Genomic DNA, 19,561 nt, shown 5'->3' with positions numbered 1-19,561 from the left:
TACTTTTACATGCAAAAAGAAAAACTTTCTGCATTTATGGATGGCGAGATTCTTGATAAAGAATTAATGGGAACAATTGCGCGTGATGACTCAATGAAAGAGACATGGCAACGTTACCATTTAATTCGTGACACAATGCGTGGTGATGTAGGTGAAGTAGTCCACTTTGATATCGCAAGTCGCGTTGCGCTCGCTTTAGAGAATGAGCCTGTCCGCATAAGTCCTGAACAACAACGAGAGCAGCAACCTGCGCCATCACAATGGCGTCAGCACTCTTTCTTACAAACGTTACGTCCTTGGGCAAGTCAGTTAACTCAAATCGGTGTCGCGGCTTGTGTTTCATTAGCTGTTATTGTTGGTGTTCAGCAATATAATGGAAAGAATGGTTCTGAAGATTTCCAAGTAGACACTCCTGTATTTAATACCCAACCTATTATGGGTTCAGGTGCGCCAGTAAGTTTAAATCTTCAAAACGATACTTTAGGCAAAGACCAGCAAACACGTTTACAAGAGCGCAATCAGCGTCTTGGCTTAATGTTGCAACAGTACGAGTTAGATCGTCGTATTTATAATGCACCACAAAATGAAGCACCTGCGAATGAGCAAGGTGTCACTCAACCAGTAGCTGCACAGCAATAATAACGACGTGAATGTATAAATAACGTGTGGGAATGAAACAGTCGTAATGAAAAAATCATGGTTATCCGCCTTATTGTTGGTGGGCAGCCTGTCAATGTCGATACAAGCCTTGGCACAACCCCAAACGGGTAGTGTCGAGGCTTTGTTGCAAAAGATGGGTCATACAAGTCAAACTTCTACCTATGAATTATCTTTTATCAATATCAATTCTCAAGGTATTGTCCCAATTCGCTATCGTCATACTCTTATTGATGGCAAACCCCTTGCACAACTAATGCAAATGGACAGTACACGTCGTGAAATTGTTCAACGTGGCAATGAAATTAGTTATTTTGAGCCAGGATTAGATGCCTTTAGCTTGAGAAATGATCATATTGTTGATTATATTCCAGCTATTATCTACCAAGATTTCAATGAATTATCGGGATATTATAACTTTATCGATGCAGGTAGAACACATATCGGTGATATTCCAAGTCGTGTTGTGCGCGTGCTATCAAAAAATAATGACCGTTATGATTATGTCCTGTTTATTGATGAAGAAAGATATCTTCCTTTAAGAGTGGATCTTTTAGATAAAAATAATGACATTATTGAACAATTTAGGGTGATCACGGTGAATGAAGGCAATGAGGTTGAAACTAAATTGAATTCATTACGTACGGTGAATATGCCGCCAGTGTTACTTATCCCTAAATCTAAATCTTTAGTTTATAACTGGTCAGTCAGCGAGTTACCTGATGGTTTTAAAGAAGTAAAACGTAGTAATCATCAGATTTCTGAAACTGAATTTAGTCAGTCTATTTTATTTAGTGATGGCTTATTTGACTTCTCTATTTATGTTAATAAAAGTGGTCAGCAAGCAAATTCGCCCGAACGCGATAAAATGTTAAGGTATGGTCGTAATACAATTTATACCTATGACAAAGAAGGCAATGAAATTACCTTTATTGGTCAATTACCATTTTCTACGGCACAGAAGATAGTCAACAGTGTTGTATTTACGAAAAAGTAAAAGGTATAAGTTATGGTTAAAGAGTGGGCAACAGTTATACATTGGCATGAAGGAAGAGCGTTATTGCGCTACGGTTCCTCTTCTGGCTGTGGTAGTTGCCAAGCTCGTGCCGCGTGTGGCTCTTATTTATTAAATAAAATAGGGCCCGAAACTGTTCATCAACTCGAACTTCCTGTTGCACAACCTTTAGTTGAAGGGCAAAAAGTGGAAGTAGGGATACCTGAAAATAATTTACTCCTTTCGGCTATGTTGGTGTATTTAACGCCACTTATTGGTCTATTTATTGTTGCGGGTATTGCGAGCCTTTGGTTTTCCAGTGAATTTGCTATTTTTTGTAGTGGTCTTGCTGGTGGACTTCTTGGCTTTTTATTAGCAAAAAAAGTGGCAACATGGTGGAGTAAAGACGAAGGGTTTGAGCCTGTTATATTACAAATAGGTCTTCCTCCTCATGAACTTAAGGTTCAATTTCAAGAGTAGCTGACAGATAAAAAAGATGGGGCATTAGCCCCATTATTTTTTGCTTGGCTAATTTCGTTATCGTTTTCATCTTAAATTAACACGTTTCGATATCTGGAAATTACCTTAAAAAAATCACAAATAAATGTAAGTCTTAGCATAAATGTTTGTGTTTGATGAACGTTTCTTTGAGTATAATGTCTCTAGTGTGTAGAATGCGTCATCAATAATAACTCCTGCAATATAGAGTTTTCGCTTTGTGTCCATGAATGACTCCAAAGCCAGATTTATAGAGCAAAGCAATAGAGAAAAATAATTTCAGAATGAAAAACATACGTAACTTTTCCATTATCGCACATATTGACCACGGTAAATCGACGTTATCAGATCGAATTATTCAAATTTGTGGTGGCTTATCAGATCGTGAAATGGCTGCGCAGGTTCTTGATTCTATGGATCTTGAGCGTGAACGTGGTATTACAATCAAAGCGCAAAGCGTAACCTTGAATTACACCGCAGATGACGGTGAAGTTTATCAGCTTAACTTTATCGATACCCCAGGACACGTTGACTTCTCTTATGAAGTATCTCGTTCACTTGCTGCTTGTGAAGGCGCCTTATTGGTCGTTGATGCAGGACAAGGGGTTGAAGCACAAACATTAGCAAACTGCTATACGGCGATGGACATGGATCTCACCGTCGTTCCAGTTTTAAATAAAATAGATTTACCTGCAGCTGAACCTGAGCGCGTTGCTGAAGAAATTGAAGACATTGTGGGAATTGATGCCACAGATGCAGTTCGTTGTTCTGCAAAAACAGGTATTGGTGTTAAAGAAGTTATCGAACGCCTTGTTAAAGAAATTCCAGCACCTGAAGGTGATCCCGATGCTCCATTACAAGCACTGATCATTGATTCATGGTTTGATAACTATCTTGGTGTTGTTTCACTGATCCGTGTTAAAAACGGTAAAGTGAGTAAAGGTGATAAAATTAAGGTGATGAGTACTGGTCAAGTTTATAACATTGACCGTATTGGTATTTTCACACCAAAACAAATTGATACAACACAATTAAATTGTGGCGAAGTAGGTTGGGTTGTTTGTGGTATTAAAGATATTTTAGGTGCACCTGTTGGGGATACCTTAACAGCGGCCCAAAAACCAGCAGATAAACCATTACCAGGCTTTAAAAAAGTGAAGCCACAGGTTTATGCAGGTTTATTCCCAATTAGCTCTGACGACTATGAATCATTCCGTGATGCATTAGGTAAATTAAGCCTGAATGATGCTTCATTATTCTATGAGCCAGAAAGCTCAACCGCGTTAGGTTTTGGTTTCCGTTGTGGTTTCTTGGGTCTTCTTCATATGGAGATCATCCAAGAACGTTTAGAACGTGAGTATGATCTTGACCTGATCACAACAGCTCCAACCGTAGTTTATGAAGTTGAAATGACGAACGGTGATATTGTATTAGTGGATAGCCCGTCTAAATTACCGCCACTGAATAATATTGAAGAAATCAGAGAGCCTATTGCTGAATGTCATATGTTATTACCGCAAGAATACTTAGGTAATGTAATTACTTTATGTATCGAAAAACGCGGTGTTCAGACCAATATGGTCTATCATGGTAATCAGGTCTCATTGACTTACGAAATTCCGATGGCTGAAGTGGTCTTAGATTTCTTTGATCGATTAAAATCCACATCACGCGGTTATGCCTCTTTAGACTATAACTTTATCCGCTTCCAAGGCTCTAACATGGTGCGTGTTGATGTCTTAATAAATGGTGATCGTGTTGATGCATTAGCATTGATTACACATAACGATAATGCACCTTATCGTGGACGTGAATTGGTGGAAAAAATGAAAGAATTTATTCCACGTCAACAGTTTGATATCGCTATTCAAGCGGCAATTGGTAACCATATTATTGCTCGTTCAACTGTTAAACAGTTACGTAAAAACGTATTAGCCAAATGTTATGGTGGTGACGTTAGCCGTAAGAAAAAACTGTTACAGAAACAGAAAGATGGTAAAAAACGTATGAAGCAAATTGGTAACGTAGAGCTACCACAAGAAGCGTTTTTAGCCATCCTTCATGTTGGTAAAGATAAATAATTTAAGGAGAAAACATGGCTAACACGTTTGCCTTGATCCTAACGCTGGCAACGCTAATAACGGGAGTTTTTTGGGGAGTTGAGCGCTTTAAGCTCAAGCCAGCCCGAAAAGCAAAACTAAAGCGTCTTCAAGAGATGACGCAAGGGACCGAGGATCAGCAAGAGTTAGCAAAATCAATTAATAAGCCAAGCTGGGCTGAAACCTTAGGTTCTCTTTTTCCAGTATTGATTATTGTTTTGGTTCTGCGTTCATTTGTGTATGAGCCGTTTCAAATACCTTCTCGCTCCATGATGCCAACCTTATTGGTTGGCGATTTTATCTTGGTTGAAAAGTTTGCTTATGGATTAAAAGATCCAATAACACAAACAACGTTAATAAATACAGGAAAGCCAAAACGAGGTGATATTGCTGTCTTTAAATATCCTCGTGATCCTTCTACTGACTTTATTAAACGCGTTATTGGATTACCGGGCGATAAAATTGTTTATGATATGATGTCGAAAAAAATACATATCTACCCAAATTGTAATAAAGCGATTTGTAACGATGAGATTTCGGTGACATATGGTACCGCTTATCCAAGTGAATGGACGCTGTTGTTACAAAATGTACCGGGTGGTCAGCGTATAAATGGCATGAAATCAATTCCGATTGAAGATCCTATTTCAACAGCAACTCAACTACGTGAAGAAGAACGCGTAGAAACGATAGGAAAAGTTTCTCACCGTATTATGACAATACCTGGTGATATGACGATGCCTGAGTTTATCCAACCAGGATTACCCGTTGGTACTTGGATTGTTCCTGAAGATCATTATTTTATGATGGGGGATAATCGTGATGGAAGTTCTGACAGTCGTTTCTGGGGCTTTGTACCAGAGAAAAATTTAGTCGGTAAAGCGACAACGATTTGGATGAGCTTTGAAAAACAAGAGAATGAATGGCCTACAGGTGTTCGTCTCAGCCGTATTGGTGGCATTAAGTAACTATTGACAAAATAGCTACAGCATTCCTTTCTATCTCAGTGTAGAATATGCCACTTCTTTAAATATGATTGGCTCCTGTTATTCACAGGAGCCAGTGCAAACGCAACAGTTCTGTTATCCAACCCGATAATTTCTCGTTGTCTTAAACAGATTTGTTGCGTGTGCTTCAAATTAAGTTATGGAACTTGATCGCACATGAATACTTTATTAGTAAACCAGTTACAAAAGAAACTGGGCTATACTTTTACGCAAAATGAATTATTACTACAGGCTTTAACGCATCGTAGTGCAAGCAGTAAACACAATGAACGTTTAGAATTTTTAGGTGATTCAATTCTAAGCTATGTTATTGCTAACGCGCTCTATCATCGATTCCCTCGTGTTGATGAAGGGGATATGAGCCGAATGAGAGCAACGCTTGTTCGTGGTAATACACTCGCTGAATTAGCGCGTGAATTCGAACTAGGTGAATGTCTGCGTTTAGGCCCTGGAGAATTAAAAAGTGGCGGTTTCCGCCGAGAATCAATTTTAGCGGATACGGTGGAAGCTTTAATTGGTGCTATTTTCCTTGATAGTGATATTCAAAATATCGAAAAAATTATTTTAAAATGGTATGAGAATCGTTTGGCTGAAATCAGCCCAGGCGATAAGCAAAAAGATCCCAAAACTCGTCTGCAAGAGTATCTGCAAGGGCGCCATTTACCACTACCATCTTATATTGTGGTACAGGTTCGTGGTGAAGCCCATGACCAAGAGTTTACGATCCATTGTCAGATAAGCGGTATCGATCAACCTGTCAAAGGGATGGGTACAAGCCGTCGAAAAGCTGAACAAGCCGCTGCTGAACAGGCATTAATACAACTGGAGCTTGAATGAGCGAAGAACAAACCTATTGCGGATTTATTGCGATAGTCGGTCGCCCAAATGTGGGAAAATCAACACTACTGAACCAATTATTGGGGCAGAAAGTATCTATTACATCACGTAAACCGCAAACAACGCGTCATCGTATCATGGGTATTGATACTGACGGTGCTTATCAAGCGATTTATGTTGATACACCGGGCTTGCATATTGAAGAAAAGCGAGCTATTAACAGACTAATGAATCGCGCAGCAAGTAGCTCGATTGGTGATGTTGAACTGGTGATTTTTGTTGTTGAAGGCACCAATTGGACGCCTGACGACGAAATGGTATTGAACAAATTAAAATCATTGCGTTGCCCTGTTTTATTAGCAATTAATAAAGTGGATAACGTCATTGATAAAACCAAGTTACTTCCACATATTGGCTTTTTAAGCCAACAAATGGATTTTCTTGATGTTGTGCCAATTAGTGCAGAAAAAGACATGAATATCGATACAATTGCAAAAATTGTTCGTAAATGTCTGCCTGAAGCTATTCATCATTTCCCAGAAGATTATATTACTGATCGCTCTCAACGTTTTATGGCGTCAGAAATTATTCGTGAGAAATTGATGCGTTTCTTAGGTGAAGAATTACCTTATTCTGTCACTGTTGAAATTGAGCAATTTGTGACTAATGAACGCGGTGGTTACGATATCCACGGATTAATTCTGGTTGAGCGTGAAGGCCAGAAAAAAATGGTTATTGGTAATAAAGGCGTAAAAATCAAGAAAATTGGCACCGAAGCCCGTATGGATATGGAAGACCTATTTGAAAACAAAGTTCACTTAGAACTTTGGGTGAAGGTTAAAGCAGGTTGGGCTGATGATGAACGTGCCTTACGTAGCCTTGGCTATGTGGACGATTTAAAGTAGGTAACTGAAGTGGATGGCTGGCAACGTGCATTCGTTATCCATGCTCGACCTTACAGTGAAACGAGTTTATTACTCGATTTTTTCACTGAAAATGAAGGGCGAGTACGCATATTGTCAAAAGGTGCGCGAGGCCGTCGTTCTCCCTTAAAAGGGGCACTTCAACCTTTTACTCCTCTGCTCATTCGTTGGAGTGGGCGAGGAGAAGTTAAAACCCTTCGTGATGCTGAACCTATCTCTTTAGCTTTACCGCTGACAGGCTCTGTTCTTTATAGTGGCCTGTATCTTAACGAACTCTTATCTCGTGTTTTGGAAAATGGCACTTCTTACAGTGTGCTTTTTTTTGAATATCTTTCTTGCTTACAAATTCTTGCAGCTAGCGACACTACACCAGAAGCCGCCTTAAGACGCTTTGAACTGGCGCTATTAACCCAACTTGGTTATGGACTGGATTTTTTGCATTGTGCAGGAAGTGGAGAGCCTGTTTCAGATTCGATGACTTATCGTTATCGAGAAGAAAAAGGTTTTATTGCGAGTTTAGTGGTTGATCATAATAGTTTTACTGGATTTGAATTAAAATCCTTAGCCAGTCGCGAATTTCCTACTGTTGAAACATTAAAAGCGGCAAAAAGGTTTACTAGAATGGCATTAAAGCCTTATTTAGGTGGAAAACCATTAAAAAGTAGAGAACTTTTTAGACAATTTGCCATTAAAAAAGCCCCAAAGAAAAGGGCATTGATGGTAGAACAGTAATATTGTCTTTTTCTTCTCTATGGAATGTGTAAACTAAGGTAATGCAACGTTATTTTTCAGGAGAAGAGCATGTCTGATATTCTACTTGGCGTTAATATTGACCATATCGCCACCCTTCGTAATGCCCGTGGCACAACGTATCCCGATCCTGTTCAAGCGGCTTTTGTTGCAGAACAAGCGGGCGCTGATGGTATCACTATTCATTTACGTGAAGATAGACGTCATATCACTGATCGTGACTTAATGCTGATAAGCCAAACAGTTCAGACAAGATTAAATCTGGAAATGGCTGTCACTGAAGAAATGATCGAGATCGCGTGCCAAACACAACCTGATTTTTGTTGCTTAGTGCCTGAAAAACGCCAAGAAGTAACAACAGAAGGTGGTTTAGATGTTGTTGCTAATGAAGAAAAGATAGCTGATGCCATTAAACGCTTATCTTTGGCGGGTATTAAAGTTTCTCTGTTTATTGACCCTGACCATGAACAAATTAACGCGGCGGATCGTGTTGGCGCACCTTTTATTGAGATCCACACTGGCGCTTATGCTGACGCTGAAGATGAAATGGCTCAAGAAAAAGAATTTGTACGTATTCGTGATGCAGTGACTTATGCCGCCTCTAAAGGCTTAAAAGTAAATGCAGGGCATGGTTTGCATTATCACAACGTACAACGTATTGCTGCCTTACCTGAATTGTATGAACTGAATATTGGTCATGCCATTATTGGTAGAGCCGTATTTAGTGGTTTAGCGCCAGCAGTTGAAGAAATGAAACGTTTAATGCGAGAAGCGCGTCGCTAATGGCTATTGTTGGTTTAGGTATGGATATTGTTGAAATATCACGTATCGAAGAAATTATAGGGCGTTCTGGTGAACGCCTTGCTCGTCGCATTCTCACTAATGCAGAATGGGAAATTTACCAATCCCATAAACAGCCAATACGCTTTTTAGCTAAGCGGTTTGCAGTAAAAGAGGCCGCTGCAAAAGCATTAGGAACAGGTATTCGTTTAGGATTGGCTTTTAATCATTTTGAAGTACGTAATGATGAGTTAGGTAAACCCACATTGCATTTTTTAGCGGTTGCAAAAGAAATGGCAGAGAAAGCGGGGATAAACTCTATTCACGTGACACTTGCTGATGAACAGCGCTATGCTTGTGCGACAGTTATTTTAGAAAAATAGCTCTCTTAGATTTATCACCCACAAAATCATGGATATAAGGTTTAGATCTTATCAGCGTGGTGGATCAACACGAATTTTTCCCATAACTCATCTTGAGATTCAGTATGAGTAGGATCAATGATGATCGTGTTAGTAATCGGACAAACCGATTGGCAAGTTGGTTTATCGTAATGTCCTACACATTCAGTGCAAAGATCAGGATTAATTTCATAAATATCATCCCCCATTGAAATAGCATCATTTGGACACTCTGGTTCACACATATCGCAGTTGATGCATTTCTTCGTAATTAGTAAAGCCATATCAGTCACTTAATATATAAATTATTAAATTTCAGTAACTTATATCTTGCACTTATATGTTACCATCTATCAGTTTTGTGTCGCTATATCCGATAAAGTAGTGTTTTATCATTCAAATAGGAATATTACCCCAATCTTTTTGCTTAATAGGCACTATAAGTATAGGGGGGAGTAAGGTTACCATTTATAGTGAGTTTCCTAAAGTAGCATCGCTCAAATGCTTTATTAGAATGTATAAATAAAAGATTAAATATTTGCTAATGAAGAGAAATGAAAGCCAGTTGCACTAATAACATTACGTAATGTTTTTAATGTTGGGTTTCCTGTAGGTGATAATGTTCGATAAAGCGTTTCTCGAGATACTCCTGCTTTTTTGGCAATTTTTGCCATACCGCCCCGAGCTTCTACGACATGGCGTAATGCCATAAGAAAAGCTTCTTGCCCACCATCTTCATCAATATCAAGAAAAGCTTGGTGTAAATATGCTTTTGCAAAACTAGGATCTTCACGCAAAAGCTCAATCATTGCGTCATCGTGTAAACGAGATTTTGGCATAATCTACCTCTTTAAATAATCTTTCAGACATAGGATGGCTTTATTGATGTCAGCATCCTGAGTTCGTTTATCTCCTGCTAGAAGTAGCAATATAATTTCGCCATTGATTAAACTATAGTAGACGCGATAACCCACATCTTGATCAATTCGTAGCTCTCAAATGCTTTCACGACAAGGTTTATGATCGCCAAAACATTTACTTGCCATTCTATTTACTCGCGATGCAATTTTGGCTTTAGCAACAGGATCACGTATCTTTCTGAAATAGTCGGCATATAAGTCTTTGCCATCTATTGTTAGATAATGTTTGATAGTTTTCATTGGTAAAATGTAGCTTATAAGCTACTAAAATATATCAGTAATATATTTAAAGCAAAACTATCTAAATAGAAAAATGAAAACAAATAACAAAAAATAGTATTTTTTGTGGTATCCCGACACCTAACACTCTGTTATTGATGTTAAATAATGCAATAAATAAGGGGTGTATTATGCCAACACTGTTTAATATGTGGACATTTGCGCTTTTGTCCTTGGGTTTGGTATTAACACCAGGCCCTAATATGATTTACCTGATTTCACGCTCAATCTCTCAAGGGAAAAAAGCTGGATTTATTTCATTAATCGGTGTGGCTGTTGGCTATATTTTTTATATGTTATTAGCTGCATTTGGTATTACAGCTATTTTTATGGCGGTACCTTATGCTTACGATACATTAAAAATTTGTGGTGCTATTTATCTGTTTTATATTGCTTGGCAATCGATTAAACCTGGTGGACGCTCTATCTTTCATCCGAAAAAACTCCTTTCAGGTAATACGACAAAGCTTTTTGTAATGGGATTTGTCACTAATCTTCTCAATCCTAAAATTGCATTGATGTACCTTTCACTTCTACCTCAATTTATAACTATTGGGAATGGTAGTGTATTAAATCAGTCATTAGTCCTTGGTAGTATCCAAATTATTATTAGTATTGCAGTGAATGCCTTGATTGTTATTGCTGCGGGATCAATCGCTGGATTCTTTATGCAAAGACCACGCTGGGCATTAATTCAACGTTGGTTTATGGCGACAATCTTAGGGGCTTTAGCTATAAAATTAGCCACAGAAGCGCGTGTAAACTAAAGTTTTATCTTGCTATCTTTGTCATAAACAATTCAAGACAATCTCTTTAGTTATCAATAGAAAACAGGGTACAATATCCCGCTATATGATAATGAAGAGATATCCTTGTGAATAAAGTTAAAGATGATATTTATTGGATGCATAAAGCGATTGAACAAGCGCAAAAAGCACAAGAAATCGGTGAAATACCGGTGGGCGCTGTATTAGTCGTTGATAATAAAATCATTGCTAAAGGATGGAATCATTCAATTATTGATAACGATCCCACGGCACACGCAGAGATTATGGCGTTACGCAAAGGGGGAAAGCATTTACAAAATTATCGTCTCCTTGATGCTACTCTCTATATTACTCTCGAGCCTTGTGTGATGTGTGCTGGAGCGATTGTACATAGCCGTGTAAAACGCGTGGTTTATGGTGCATCCGATCTAAAAACAGGTGCTGCTGGCTCATTTATTGATATCTTACAGCATCCGGGAATGAACCATAAAGTTGAGATAACGTCAGGTGTATTAGGTGAAGAGTGTTCACAGCTTTTAAGCCAATTTTTTAAGATGAGAAGGGCTGAAAAGAAACAACTTAAAAAGCAAAAGAATAGCCCTGTTTTAGTCAATACAGAACAAGCTACAAAAGAATAAATATCTGTTTACTGATAATTAAGGGTATAGGTTGCTTGTGCTTGAAAAGGGCCTGTTAGCAATGTTTGATTTTTCAGTGCAGAGGGTGATGCCTCAACATACGTCATAAAATTAAACTGAATACGTTTATTATTAAGAAGTCGAGTTGTGCTCGGCTTTTTTAATTGAATAACATTGCGTTGCACATCAGTAAATACAATCCCGATACTTTTAGGATCTTCAGATCCTGTACCAACAACGGCAAGATGATTCGACATAGTTGGATGCTCTTTCCCATCAAGTGTAATAGTGACACTTTTATAAATATCTTGGCTGCAATTTTCTAAACTAATACTAAAAGCAACGGGTTCACTTTTTTGAAAGGTATAGAGATCTTTGGCAGATATCTGCTTAAAATCGATTACCTTATTTTCATCACCAGCAACTATGGTACAACCATGTGCAACCACAACGCCTTTAAACTCCATATCACCACCAATCAGCTCTGTCGCAGCAAAGGCAGAAGGTGATAGTAACAATAAAAGAGAAATAGCAGATTTTATTATTGGATTTTCCATTACATAAACTCCGCAACTAATGTGGCATGTGCTGAAAACTCACCCTCTGTGATTTTGCTTCCTGCCTTTGCAATCGGAGCAGCAGTGACTTCCCAATTACCTTTAAAATTATTCAGCTTCCCGACAGAAAAATATTTATTAGGTGGCACAATAGTTCCTGATTTGTCCCTTAAAACAATACCTAAATTTGTTCTATCTACAGGTCCTGTTGTACCAAGATAATTAGGGTTAAAGCTGGCAACACCTGAGCTTCCTGTTTGAATTTTAAACATAATTCGACTGTTAGGGTTAGTAAAACTACCACCTTCACATTTTATTGGAATATTGCGTGTGATTTTATAGTTTTGGCCATTCAAATAGTCAGAAGTATTACCAACATTGCCAAAATCAAAGGTAATTGGAGAGCCATTATTAAATATGCATCTATCTTCAGTGGTTAAGATCCCTGAACTAATCACTAATTTTGAAATTGGTTCAGGGCCATACTCTTGATATAAGCCATTACCTACACGGGCATACATTTGTGCTACAGCTTGCCCTGTTAATGAAACCCCATTAATAATCGGTTTTTTCAGACGAAATACTAATACACCGCTACTTCCGGATGACATGTTGGGTTTTGGTGATTCAGGAACGCGACAACCTTGTTGCCCATTTCGATTGTTAGGTTTTTCAATAAAAGGAACTGTAGGAAGTGTTTCTGGGCCCCAAATAGAAAACTTGATCTGAACATCGACGTATTCATTAAGCTCATAGTAATTATTGCCTAAATAGCGTAGGTCAGAATTCGCCATATAATAAGTGCGAGAATTCGGTACTAAGGGATCTTTAGGACAATAAACCGTTGCTAAATATCTATCAGGTAAAGAAAAATTTACTGTGGCAGTTTCACCAGGCCTGTTATTAGGAAATGTTGCGTTATTTAACTCAACTCTAAAAATATTAGGTCCTCCGACAGTGCGAACTTCACCATGAATATAAGCAGACGCTACAATCGGAGTACATAATATTGCGCCAGTAAAAAATAATTTTAGCGTATTGAAATAAAAATTTGCTGTTGTTGGTTTCATTTTATTCCTACCGGCGTCAAGTTGATTAATATTTTGGTTGTTGTTCTTTTGGTGCCACTTTGCAGCTGTTTTGTTGGCAAACAAATTTCAATTCAGGATGTCCACCATAATCATTTACATACATCATATAAAATTGATTGACGTTACTGGTTTTAACTGGAATTTCCAGTGATGATTTAGGTGCAACCATTAAACCAGGGAACGTGGTTAACTTATCGCTATCTTCACCATTTAATTTATTCGAAAGACCAATAATAGTGATGTAGTAAGGTGTTGGATTTTCTGCGATAAATTGATTATTTTGTTTCTTAAATACCAACTGATCTTGCCAAACCATGCCCGGTTTTTCAGGAATAATAGCCGTAGGTCGATAGAATAATTTGATTCGTGACTGCATTGCCATTTGCAACACATTCGCTTGTTTTGGTGCTGGTGGAATTTCACGAACGTTTAAATAAAACAATGATTCTCTATCTTGTGGCAAAAGCCCAATCTCTGCAGTTTTAGTTATTCTTACAACCCCTTTTTGGTCACCATCAAGGCGTTGTAAAGGAGGAAGCGCCACTAAAGGAGAGGCAATTTTTTGCCCATGTTCATTTTCAACCCATGATTGAGCCAAAAATGGAATATCAGGACTAGTATTTTTTAAATTTACGCTGGCTGAATTTTCACTACCAGTTAACACGATCCGTGTTCTATCTAATGACACACCAGCTTGTGTTGTATTCACCATGCTTAATGCAAGTAGTGAACCGCAAAAAAGTGTTTTAAGTGTGTTGAATGAGTTCATACATTTATCTCTAGTAATTCATTTTGTTCATTAAAATCACTGACATAATAACAATTCACGTTTTAGTGGATCGTTAATGGTTGCCGGGATCGTAATCGTACATTGGGTTTTACCACCCCAGATCACGTTTAATGATTCATTGAGGTTAACACCCGCAATATAAACTAGGCCTTCTTCCATCACCATTCCCATATTTTCACCATCTTTATTAGTGACGTCAGCACCAAACGGCGGATACTTTTGATCAGCTGTTTGCAAGATAGCCATTAGACGTTCACCTTGACGCACTGGGAATGTGTAGTAACCAATAGCCCCTTCAGTTAATGTTGTGGAGGTGATGGCTTTATGTGTTTCAATATTTGAATCCATTTTATCAACATCAATACGCGCATCAACGTTGTTATAGCTGGTTAAGTCAGTAAGTACCCCAATACCAAATAGATTTGTTGTCGTACTTTGGTTATTAAAAGGCACACCTGAGACGCCATCTGTATCAACCATCATTCGAGCTGTACTGGATGTCATACTGCTACTATGTAATGCAGCTCCATGACGAGTAGCTGTAAATCCGCCTTTTACTGTTGCACCTACAGCAACATAATTATCTTGTTGATAGCTTGCATTAGCGTTAATTTCTGCATATTGCGAACGGTGTTGATAATAACCATCAGTATTGGCTTTATGGTCTGAACTTAACCCCGCACGGACACGCCACAAATTATTATAATTGCTATTATCAGAATAAGAGGCCATTTGGTTCACTTTTCCGTTACTGTCTTGCAGGCTATAACCTATATTTTTGCCACTGCCTAATGGAACTGAAATATTGAAAGAAATACTGTCATCAGTATTTCCTTTATGCTGAGTACGGAATGCAGACAAGTTAGTGTTAATCTGCTCTATACCCATAATCGAAAAGTTACGGCTTACCGTTACACCATATTGTTCTTGTGTATTTTTATCCCAATAATTTTGATGACGATAAGAAAGATAAAGCGTTGTTGATTTTTCAGTGTCATCAGCCCAGAAAGTTTTGTTACCAGTAATGGTATACATCTCTTTTTCATAACCATTGTTATTGATAGCGTTGTAACGCTCATCAATATATTGAGAAAAAGAACGGAATGTTTTCTCTGAAAAACGATAGCCTGCAAAAGTAATTGTACTATGGTATTCATCGAATGTTTTTGCATAGTTCAGTTTGAATGACATACCGTTGATATTTTCATTATCATAGGTTTGGCTATAAGATTGAGTTACATCACCAGAAAGCGTACCTAGGCGCCCCATATCGTGACCTAAACCTAATGACCACGCATTGTAATCTTTAGCTGTTAATAAAACACCACCATACAGTGACCATGTGTTATTCATTCCCCATGAAAAATCACCTTGATAAAAAATAGGGCCTTGCATTTTATGGTTATTGAGCGATGGCTGACCGATTGATGTGTTATAACGCACTGAACCAGGGCGTGTCATATACGGTAAATTAGCTGTTTGCACTTGAAATTCGTTTACTTTGCCGTTTTGTTCTTCTACTCGAACATCTAATTGACCTTGTACCGTATCTTGTAAATGTTTAATAACAAAAGGGCCAGCAGGAACAGTGGTTTCATAAATTAAGCGACCATTTTGAGTGACGGTAACTTTAGCATTGGTAGTTGCAATACCATGAATTTCTGGTGCATAACCTTGTAAAGATGGTGGCAACATTCTTTCATCACTTTGAATATTGGCACCAGTAAAACGAAAACTATCAAAAACTTGGGAATTTAAATACGTTTCACCTAACGTTAATTTAGCTGCTTGATTGGGCAGTGGTTTGTAGGCGTAGATCTGATTCCAATCAAAGCTATTGTTTGATGAGTATTCAGATGAATAATTTCCTTGGTATTCAGCGCGTAAACGCCATTCACCAAAGTTAATACCCGCTTGCCCATAGCCTGTCAGCGAGTTGTTATTATTACCTTTATTAGGACGTGTTGATGTTCCTGTTAAGGTGTAGTCAAGTAACACCCCTGATACACCTGGGTCCCATAATTCGGGAGGAGTCCAGTCTGCATCTTCGTATTTCATTATTGAACGAGGAATAACAATATCAAGAATACCGCCATCATTTTTGATGGAGATACCTGGTAATTGATTGATATTGAAGCAATCAGGGGAAATTTCTTCGATAAATTTTTGATTTTCTTCGTTAATGGTTAATTTTTTTAGAAGAGAAGGGTCAATACAAGCAACAGAATAATTAGGCTTTACTTCAACATAATTAATGTTTTGGCGAGGAAAATCACGTCCATTTATACGGATATCCAGATAGTACATACCAGGAATAATGTAATTAGAAGTTGCAAAGCGAGACAGATCGACATTATCTCTATCTTCAGCATCTAACATGTGAATGTTAAATTCCACAGAATCATCTTGCTCGGCTTGAGCGAAAAACGCTAAGCACAATAGCAAAATGGCACAAATGTTTTTCCATATTGTGCTGTGAAAATAAGAAATTAACATGAATAAACGCCTAATTATTAATTAAATAGAAACTAATTAATTAAATAATGAATATTTATTTAATTACTTTTTATTTTTATTTTTTATTAAATTGAAGTGTTTTATCAAATTTAACGCAGAGGAAATCCCCTGCGTTAATGCAGTAATTAATTTATTATTTAATTAATTTAAATAAATAAAACGATTACTGATAATCAACTTGGAAGTTGATAACGGCTTGGAATTCACCCGGAGTTACAGCTGTGTCTGCTGATTCAGCTTGAACGTAAGCAACGAATGGAATTTTTGAAACACCATTAACTAATTGTACTGGCGTTGTTGCTGTATTCCATTTAACTGATTTGCTACCAGCATCCATTAAACCGATACCCGCACCAGAAGCTGAGCCAGAAACGAAAGAAGCTAAATCTTTGTTTGTTGCATTAACAACGCTTGGTGTATAGCTAACAGTTGCTGTTTTTGCTACGGTAGTATCACAGTCTTGTAATTCGATATCTTTTTTAACGTTACCCGCTTTTTGCATATTTGCTAATGCAGATGTTGGGATTTCGCTGAAATCAACAATAACTGGACTTGAAGAAGCTGCTAATCCACAAGCTGAATTAACAATTTCACCTTTTAATTGAATTTCGCCTTTAGTTGCGCCAACTTTTGGTGCAGAAGTTTCAGCAGTTGCAACAGAATTAATACCAAATACTAAAGCAGCAGCTAAAGCAATTTTACTCAGTTTCATTATAGATAATCCCTTGAAGATCGTGCGTATTATTATTTATGAAAAAATAATATTAATGTCGGAATATAAAAATTGATTTGCATTATATTTCGAGTTGTTTCGAATAATGACTGGTTTATATGATATCAACAAAGGCATTCTATTTGATATAACGTTTTGTCAGTTTCCGCAAATTTCAGATTTAATCTGGCCTATTCCACATTAATAGAATTTTATATAGATTTATTCTTTTTATTACTCAATTTATGGGTAAAAAAGTTTATCAGGCAGATAAATTTAATAGACAATATAATTAACATTGTTTTAACTTTATAGAAATTGATATTATTAACATTACTTTAAGAAAATTAATAAAATCAATTATAGATTATCATAATACATACAATTCAAAGGGTTATATGTTAATAACATAGATATTAGGTTAATTTTTATCGAAAAAAAAGTTTTCCAAAAAGAATAATCATAAAATGAATAATAACTAATGAGATAATTCCTACGTATTTAAGTTAATTTTTTCTTATATTTCACCTATTATGATAGTCAAAAAAAGACTTATTGGGCTATTTTTGATACATTTTACTCATCGAGTGAGTGATTTAACTAATGAATGTTACCATTTATTAACACGATTTTTTTCCAACTTTGGTTAAATAAAGGTAGGGGAAAATGTAACAATTTTTAATATTAAGAAAATATTAAGGAGATATTGAGAGGGAAAATCTGCTATGGGATATCAGAAATGGCAGGGTAAATGTGTTAAGCCTAGAATAAGCCTCTATAAAAGAGGCTGAACGGTATGTAGTACATCATTAATAACGAGATGGCTCTTGAGTTAATGTTAATGATGATGTCTCTTGATCCGCACCTTCAGTGCTTTCTTTGTCTTTAGATAGGATCTTGTTTTTACTCTCTTTAGCTTGGAGATAGCCTACAAGGCTCAGCTGATATCGACGAATATTCTCAACGTAGCGATAAGCTTCATGTCCTCTTGCGTAGCCATAAGGGAGGTCAACATAGTATTTTTTCTGACTAAGTAGCGGTAATCTTGATTTTACATCTAACCAACTGTCAGGATCTGCGCCTTGTTGTTCGGTCAGCCTTCTGGCGTCAAGCATATGACCAAAGCCCATGTTGTAGGCGGCTAATGCAAACCAAATTTTCTCATCTTCAGGGATAGACTCAGGTAAACGAGAAAGAAGATGTTTAAGATATTGAGCACCACCACGAATACTTTCTTCAGGATCAAGCCTATCAGTGACTCCCATACTTGATGCTGTAGGGCGTGTTAGCATCATAAGCCCCCTAACGCCTGTTGGTGATGTTGCATGAGGGTCCCAATGTGACTCTTGCCATGCCATTGCTGCTAATAATCGCCAATCAAAGGTATCCGCATATTTCTCAAAAAGAGGTTGATAGTTTGGCAAAATGGAATCAATTGCAGTAATAAAAGAGATAGTGTCGAAGTAATCAAATGAACCTACATGACCAAAATACTTTTCTTCCAATCGTGCTAATACATCTTCTTGAGATAATTGGTTAAAGTAATCTAGCATAGCGGCATACAAACTATTATCTTCACTATCAGGTAAATACCATGTCAGAGGACGACTTTCAGTGACTTCAAATCCTACGGCAACATTAGGGTGAATACGTTGTTGTACCGCAACACTGATTGAGTCGGCTAAAACATAGGTAATTTTTCCTTCTGATAGCGCTTCAAGTAGTTGAGAGGTTGTTTGATTGTCTGATTCTTCCCACTCAAGCTCAGGGTATTGCGTTTCTTTTAGTGTACGCAATAAGCTTGCATGGGCTGAGCCTGCTGTGACAACAAGGCGTCCATCTAAAGCATCAAAGCTACGTGGCCTTAATGTTCCTTTACGGTAAATTAATTGCTGAGACACTGAAAAGTAAGCAGGCCCACTACGTGTCGTATCTAATCTCTCTTTGTTATAAAGTAATCCAGCTGCGATAAAGTCTGCTTTATTGTTCTCCAGATCATCAAACATTTGGTTGATATTTGTCCGCATATTAACGACAAGCTTCACGCCCAGATAATCAGCAAAGCGTTTCACTAATTCATAATCGAAACCTACGGGGTCCTTTTTATCGTTCATCGTTATCAATGGTGATGACATCGTACTAATTCTTAACTCACCACGAGATAAAATCTTATTTATCTGCGCTTTTTGCCTATCGGGCCAAGTAATATTCAACGCAATAATTGCCGCTGAAAAGAGCGCTATGATAACGATAACGAAATAGTTTATCCTTATATTATTCAATAGGTTATTTCTCGTTAACGTTGTTTGTTGTTGTGTGTAAAGTCGTTATCCTAACATGGATA

At 37.5% G+C, this 19,561-nt stretch carries 20 protein-coding genes and 1 pseudogene; 12 read left to right on the top strand and 9 right to left on the bottom strand.

What is annotated here, in order from left to right:
- The first annotated feature begins 9 nt into the window (after positions 1-9).
- The 10 genes from rseA (at position 10) to acpS (ending at position 8,928) form a co-directional block, all read left to right on the top strand.
- Positions 10-639 carry an anti-sigma-E factor RseA gene (gene rseA / locus DK866_RS00970; RefSeq protein WP_244179631.1) on the top strand — a complete coding sequence of 210 codons (630 nt, stop codon included), beginning with the start codon at positions 10-12 and terminating at the stop codon, positions 637-639.
- 46 nt (positions 640-685) lie between these two features.
- Positions 686-1,654: a sigma-E factor regulatory protein RseB gene (gene rseB / locus DK866_RS00965; protein ID WP_109407346.1), complete on the top strand. Its 969-nt coding sequence runs from the start codon at positions 686-688 to the stop codon at positions 1,652-1,654.
- A 12-nt stretch (positions 1,655-1,666) separates the two neighbouring features.
- Positions 1,667-2,131: a SoxR-reducing system protein RseC gene (rseC, locus tag DK866_RS00960; protein ID WP_072068725.1), complete on the top strand. Its 465-nt coding sequence runs from the start codon at positions 1,667-1,669 to the stop codon at positions 2,129-2,131.
- Positions 2,132-2,433: 302 nt separating this feature from the next.
- On the top strand, positions 2,434-4,230 hold the full coding sequence (gene lepA / locus DK866_RS00955; protein ID WP_109407345.1) for a translation elongation factor 4: 1,797 nt from the start codon (positions 2,434-2,436) through the stop codon (positions 4,228-4,230).
- A gap of 14 nt (positions 4,231-4,244) precedes the next feature.
- Positions 4,245-5,216 carry a signal peptidase I gene (gene lepB / locus DK866_RS00950; RefSeq protein ID WP_109407344.1) on the top strand — a complete coding sequence of 324 codons (972 nt, stop codon included), beginning with the start codon at positions 4,245-4,247 and terminating at the stop codon, positions 5,214-5,216.
- Between the two features lie 195 nt (positions 5,217-5,411).
- Positions 5,412-6,092 (top strand): ribonuclease III, encoded by a 681-nt coding sequence (gene rnc, locus DK866_RS00945; RefSeq protein WP_072068722.1) that lies wholly within the window; start codon positions 5,412-5,414, stop codon positions 6,090-6,092.
- Positions 6,089-6,997 carry a GTPase Era gene (gene era / locus DK866_RS00940; RefSeq protein WP_036935334.1) on the top strand — a complete coding sequence of 303 codons (909 nt, stop codon included), beginning with the start codon at positions 6,089-6,091 and terminating at the stop codon, positions 6,995-6,997. The genes rnc and era overlap by 4 nt, the downstream gene beginning before the upstream one ends.
- Before the next feature lie 9 nt (positions 6,998-7,006).
- Positions 7,007-7,747 (top strand): DNA repair protein RecO, encoded by a 741-nt coding sequence (gene recO / locus DK866_RS00935; RefSeq protein WP_088495032.1) that lies wholly within the window; start codon positions 7,007-7,009, stop codon positions 7,745-7,747.
- Between the two features lie 69 nt (positions 7,748-7,816).
- Entirely contained in the window at positions 7,817-8,548 is a 732-nt protein-coding gene (gene pdxJ / locus DK866_RS00930; protein ID WP_109407343.1) for a pyridoxine 5'-phosphate synthase, read from the top strand.
- Entirely contained in the window at positions 8,548-8,928 is a 381-nt protein-coding gene (gene acpS / locus DK866_RS00925) for a holo-ACP synthase (protein WP_072068719.1), read from the top strand. The genes pdxJ and acpS overlap by 1 nt, the downstream gene beginning before the upstream one ends.
- 41 nt (positions 8,929-8,969) lie before the next feature.
- Here the strand turns inward: acpS and DK866_RS00920 are convergent, their stop codons facing one another.
- From DK866_RS00920 to DK866_RS00910, 3 genes and pseudogenes are all read right to left on the bottom strand, one after another.
- Positions 8,970-9,230, bottom strand: a complete 261-nt coding sequence (locus DK866_RS00920) for a YfhL family 4Fe-4S dicluster ferredoxin (protein WP_072068718.1) — start codon at positions 9,228-9,230, stop codon at positions 8,970-8,972.
- Between the two features lie 246 nt (positions 9,231-9,476).
- Positions 9,477-9,785 carry an addiction module antidote protein gene (locus tag DK866_RS00915; RefSeq protein ID WP_109407342.1) on the bottom strand — a complete coding sequence of 103 codons (309 nt, stop codon included), beginning with the start codon at positions 9,783-9,785 and terminating at the stop codon, positions 9,477-9,479.
- 3 nt (positions 9,786-9,788) lie between these two features.
- Positions 9,789-10,106 (bottom strand): annotated as a pseudogene (locus DK866_RS00910) (type II toxin-antitoxin system RelE/ParE family toxin).
- Between the two features lie 170 nt (positions 10,107-10,276).
- Between DK866_RS00910 and DK866_RS00905 the strand changes: the two are divergent.
- Positions 10,277-10,912: a LysE family translocator gene (locus DK866_RS00905; RefSeq protein ID WP_109407341.1), complete on the top strand. Its 636-nt coding sequence runs from the start codon at positions 10,277-10,279 to the stop codon at positions 10,910-10,912.
- 107 nt (positions 10,913-11,019) lie between these two features.
- Entirely contained in the window at positions 11,020-11,550 is a 531-nt protein-coding gene (gene tadA, locus DK866_RS00900; protein ID WP_109407340.1) for a tRNA adenosine(34) deaminase TadA, read from the top strand.
- A gap of 8 nt (positions 11,551-11,558) precedes the next feature.
- On the opposite strand, the gene DK866_RS00895 is transcribed toward tadA, so the two are convergent.
- The 6 genes from DK866_RS00895 to mltF all read right to left on the bottom strand — a co-directional run bounded on the left by DK866_RS00895 (position 11,559) and on the right by mltF (position 19,499).
- The gene (locus DK866_RS00895; RefSeq protein WP_109407339.1) at positions 11,559-12,107 is read right to left on the bottom strand and encodes a fimbrial protein; all 549 of its coding nucleotides are present in this window, start codon (positions 12,105-12,107) and stop codon (positions 11,559-11,561) included.
- On the bottom strand, positions 12,107-13,177 hold the full coding sequence (locus DK866_RS00890; protein WP_109407338.1) for a fimbrial protein: 1,071 nt from the start codon (positions 13,175-13,177) through the stop codon (positions 12,107-12,109). The genes DK866_RS00895 and DK866_RS00890 overlap by 1 nt, the downstream gene beginning before the upstream one ends.
- 25 nt (positions 13,178-13,202) lie before the next feature.
- The gene (locus DK866_RS00885) at positions 13,203-13,967 is read right to left on the bottom strand and encodes a fimbrial biogenesis chaperone (protein WP_109407337.1); all 765 of its coding nucleotides are present in this window, start codon (positions 13,965-13,967) and stop codon (positions 13,203-13,205) included.
- Between the two features lie 36 nt (positions 13,968-14,003).
- Positions 14,004-16,484 carry a fimbria/pilus outer membrane usher protein gene (locus tag DK866_RS00880; RefSeq protein ID WP_109407336.1) on the bottom strand — a complete coding sequence of 827 codons (2,481 nt, stop codon included), beginning with the start codon at positions 16,482-16,484 and terminating at the stop codon, positions 14,004-14,006.
- A gap of 184 nt (positions 16,485-16,668) precedes the next feature.
- Positions 16,669-17,217 (bottom strand): fimbrial protein, encoded by a 549-nt coding sequence (locus DK866_RS00875; RefSeq protein WP_109407335.1) that lies wholly within the window; start codon positions 17,215-17,217, stop codon positions 16,669-16,671.
- A gap of 809 nt (positions 17,218-18,026) precedes the next feature.
- Positions 18,027-19,499: a membrane-bound lytic murein transglycosylase MltF gene (gene mltF, locus DK866_RS00870; RefSeq protein WP_109407334.1), complete on the bottom strand. Its 1,473-nt coding sequence runs from the start codon at positions 19,497-19,499 to the stop codon at positions 18,027-18,029.
- Positions 19,500-19,561: the final 62 nt, after the last annotated feature.

The sequence above is a fragment of the Proteus genomosp. 4 str. ATCC 51469 genome (assembly GCF_003144375.1).
Taxonomy (GTDB): domain Bacteria; phylum Pseudomonadota; class Gammaproteobacteria; order Enterobacterales; family Enterobacteriaceae; genus Proteus.
Note: the sequence above shows the minus strand (reverse complement) of the source record. Positions and strands in the feature narration are given on the sequence as shown.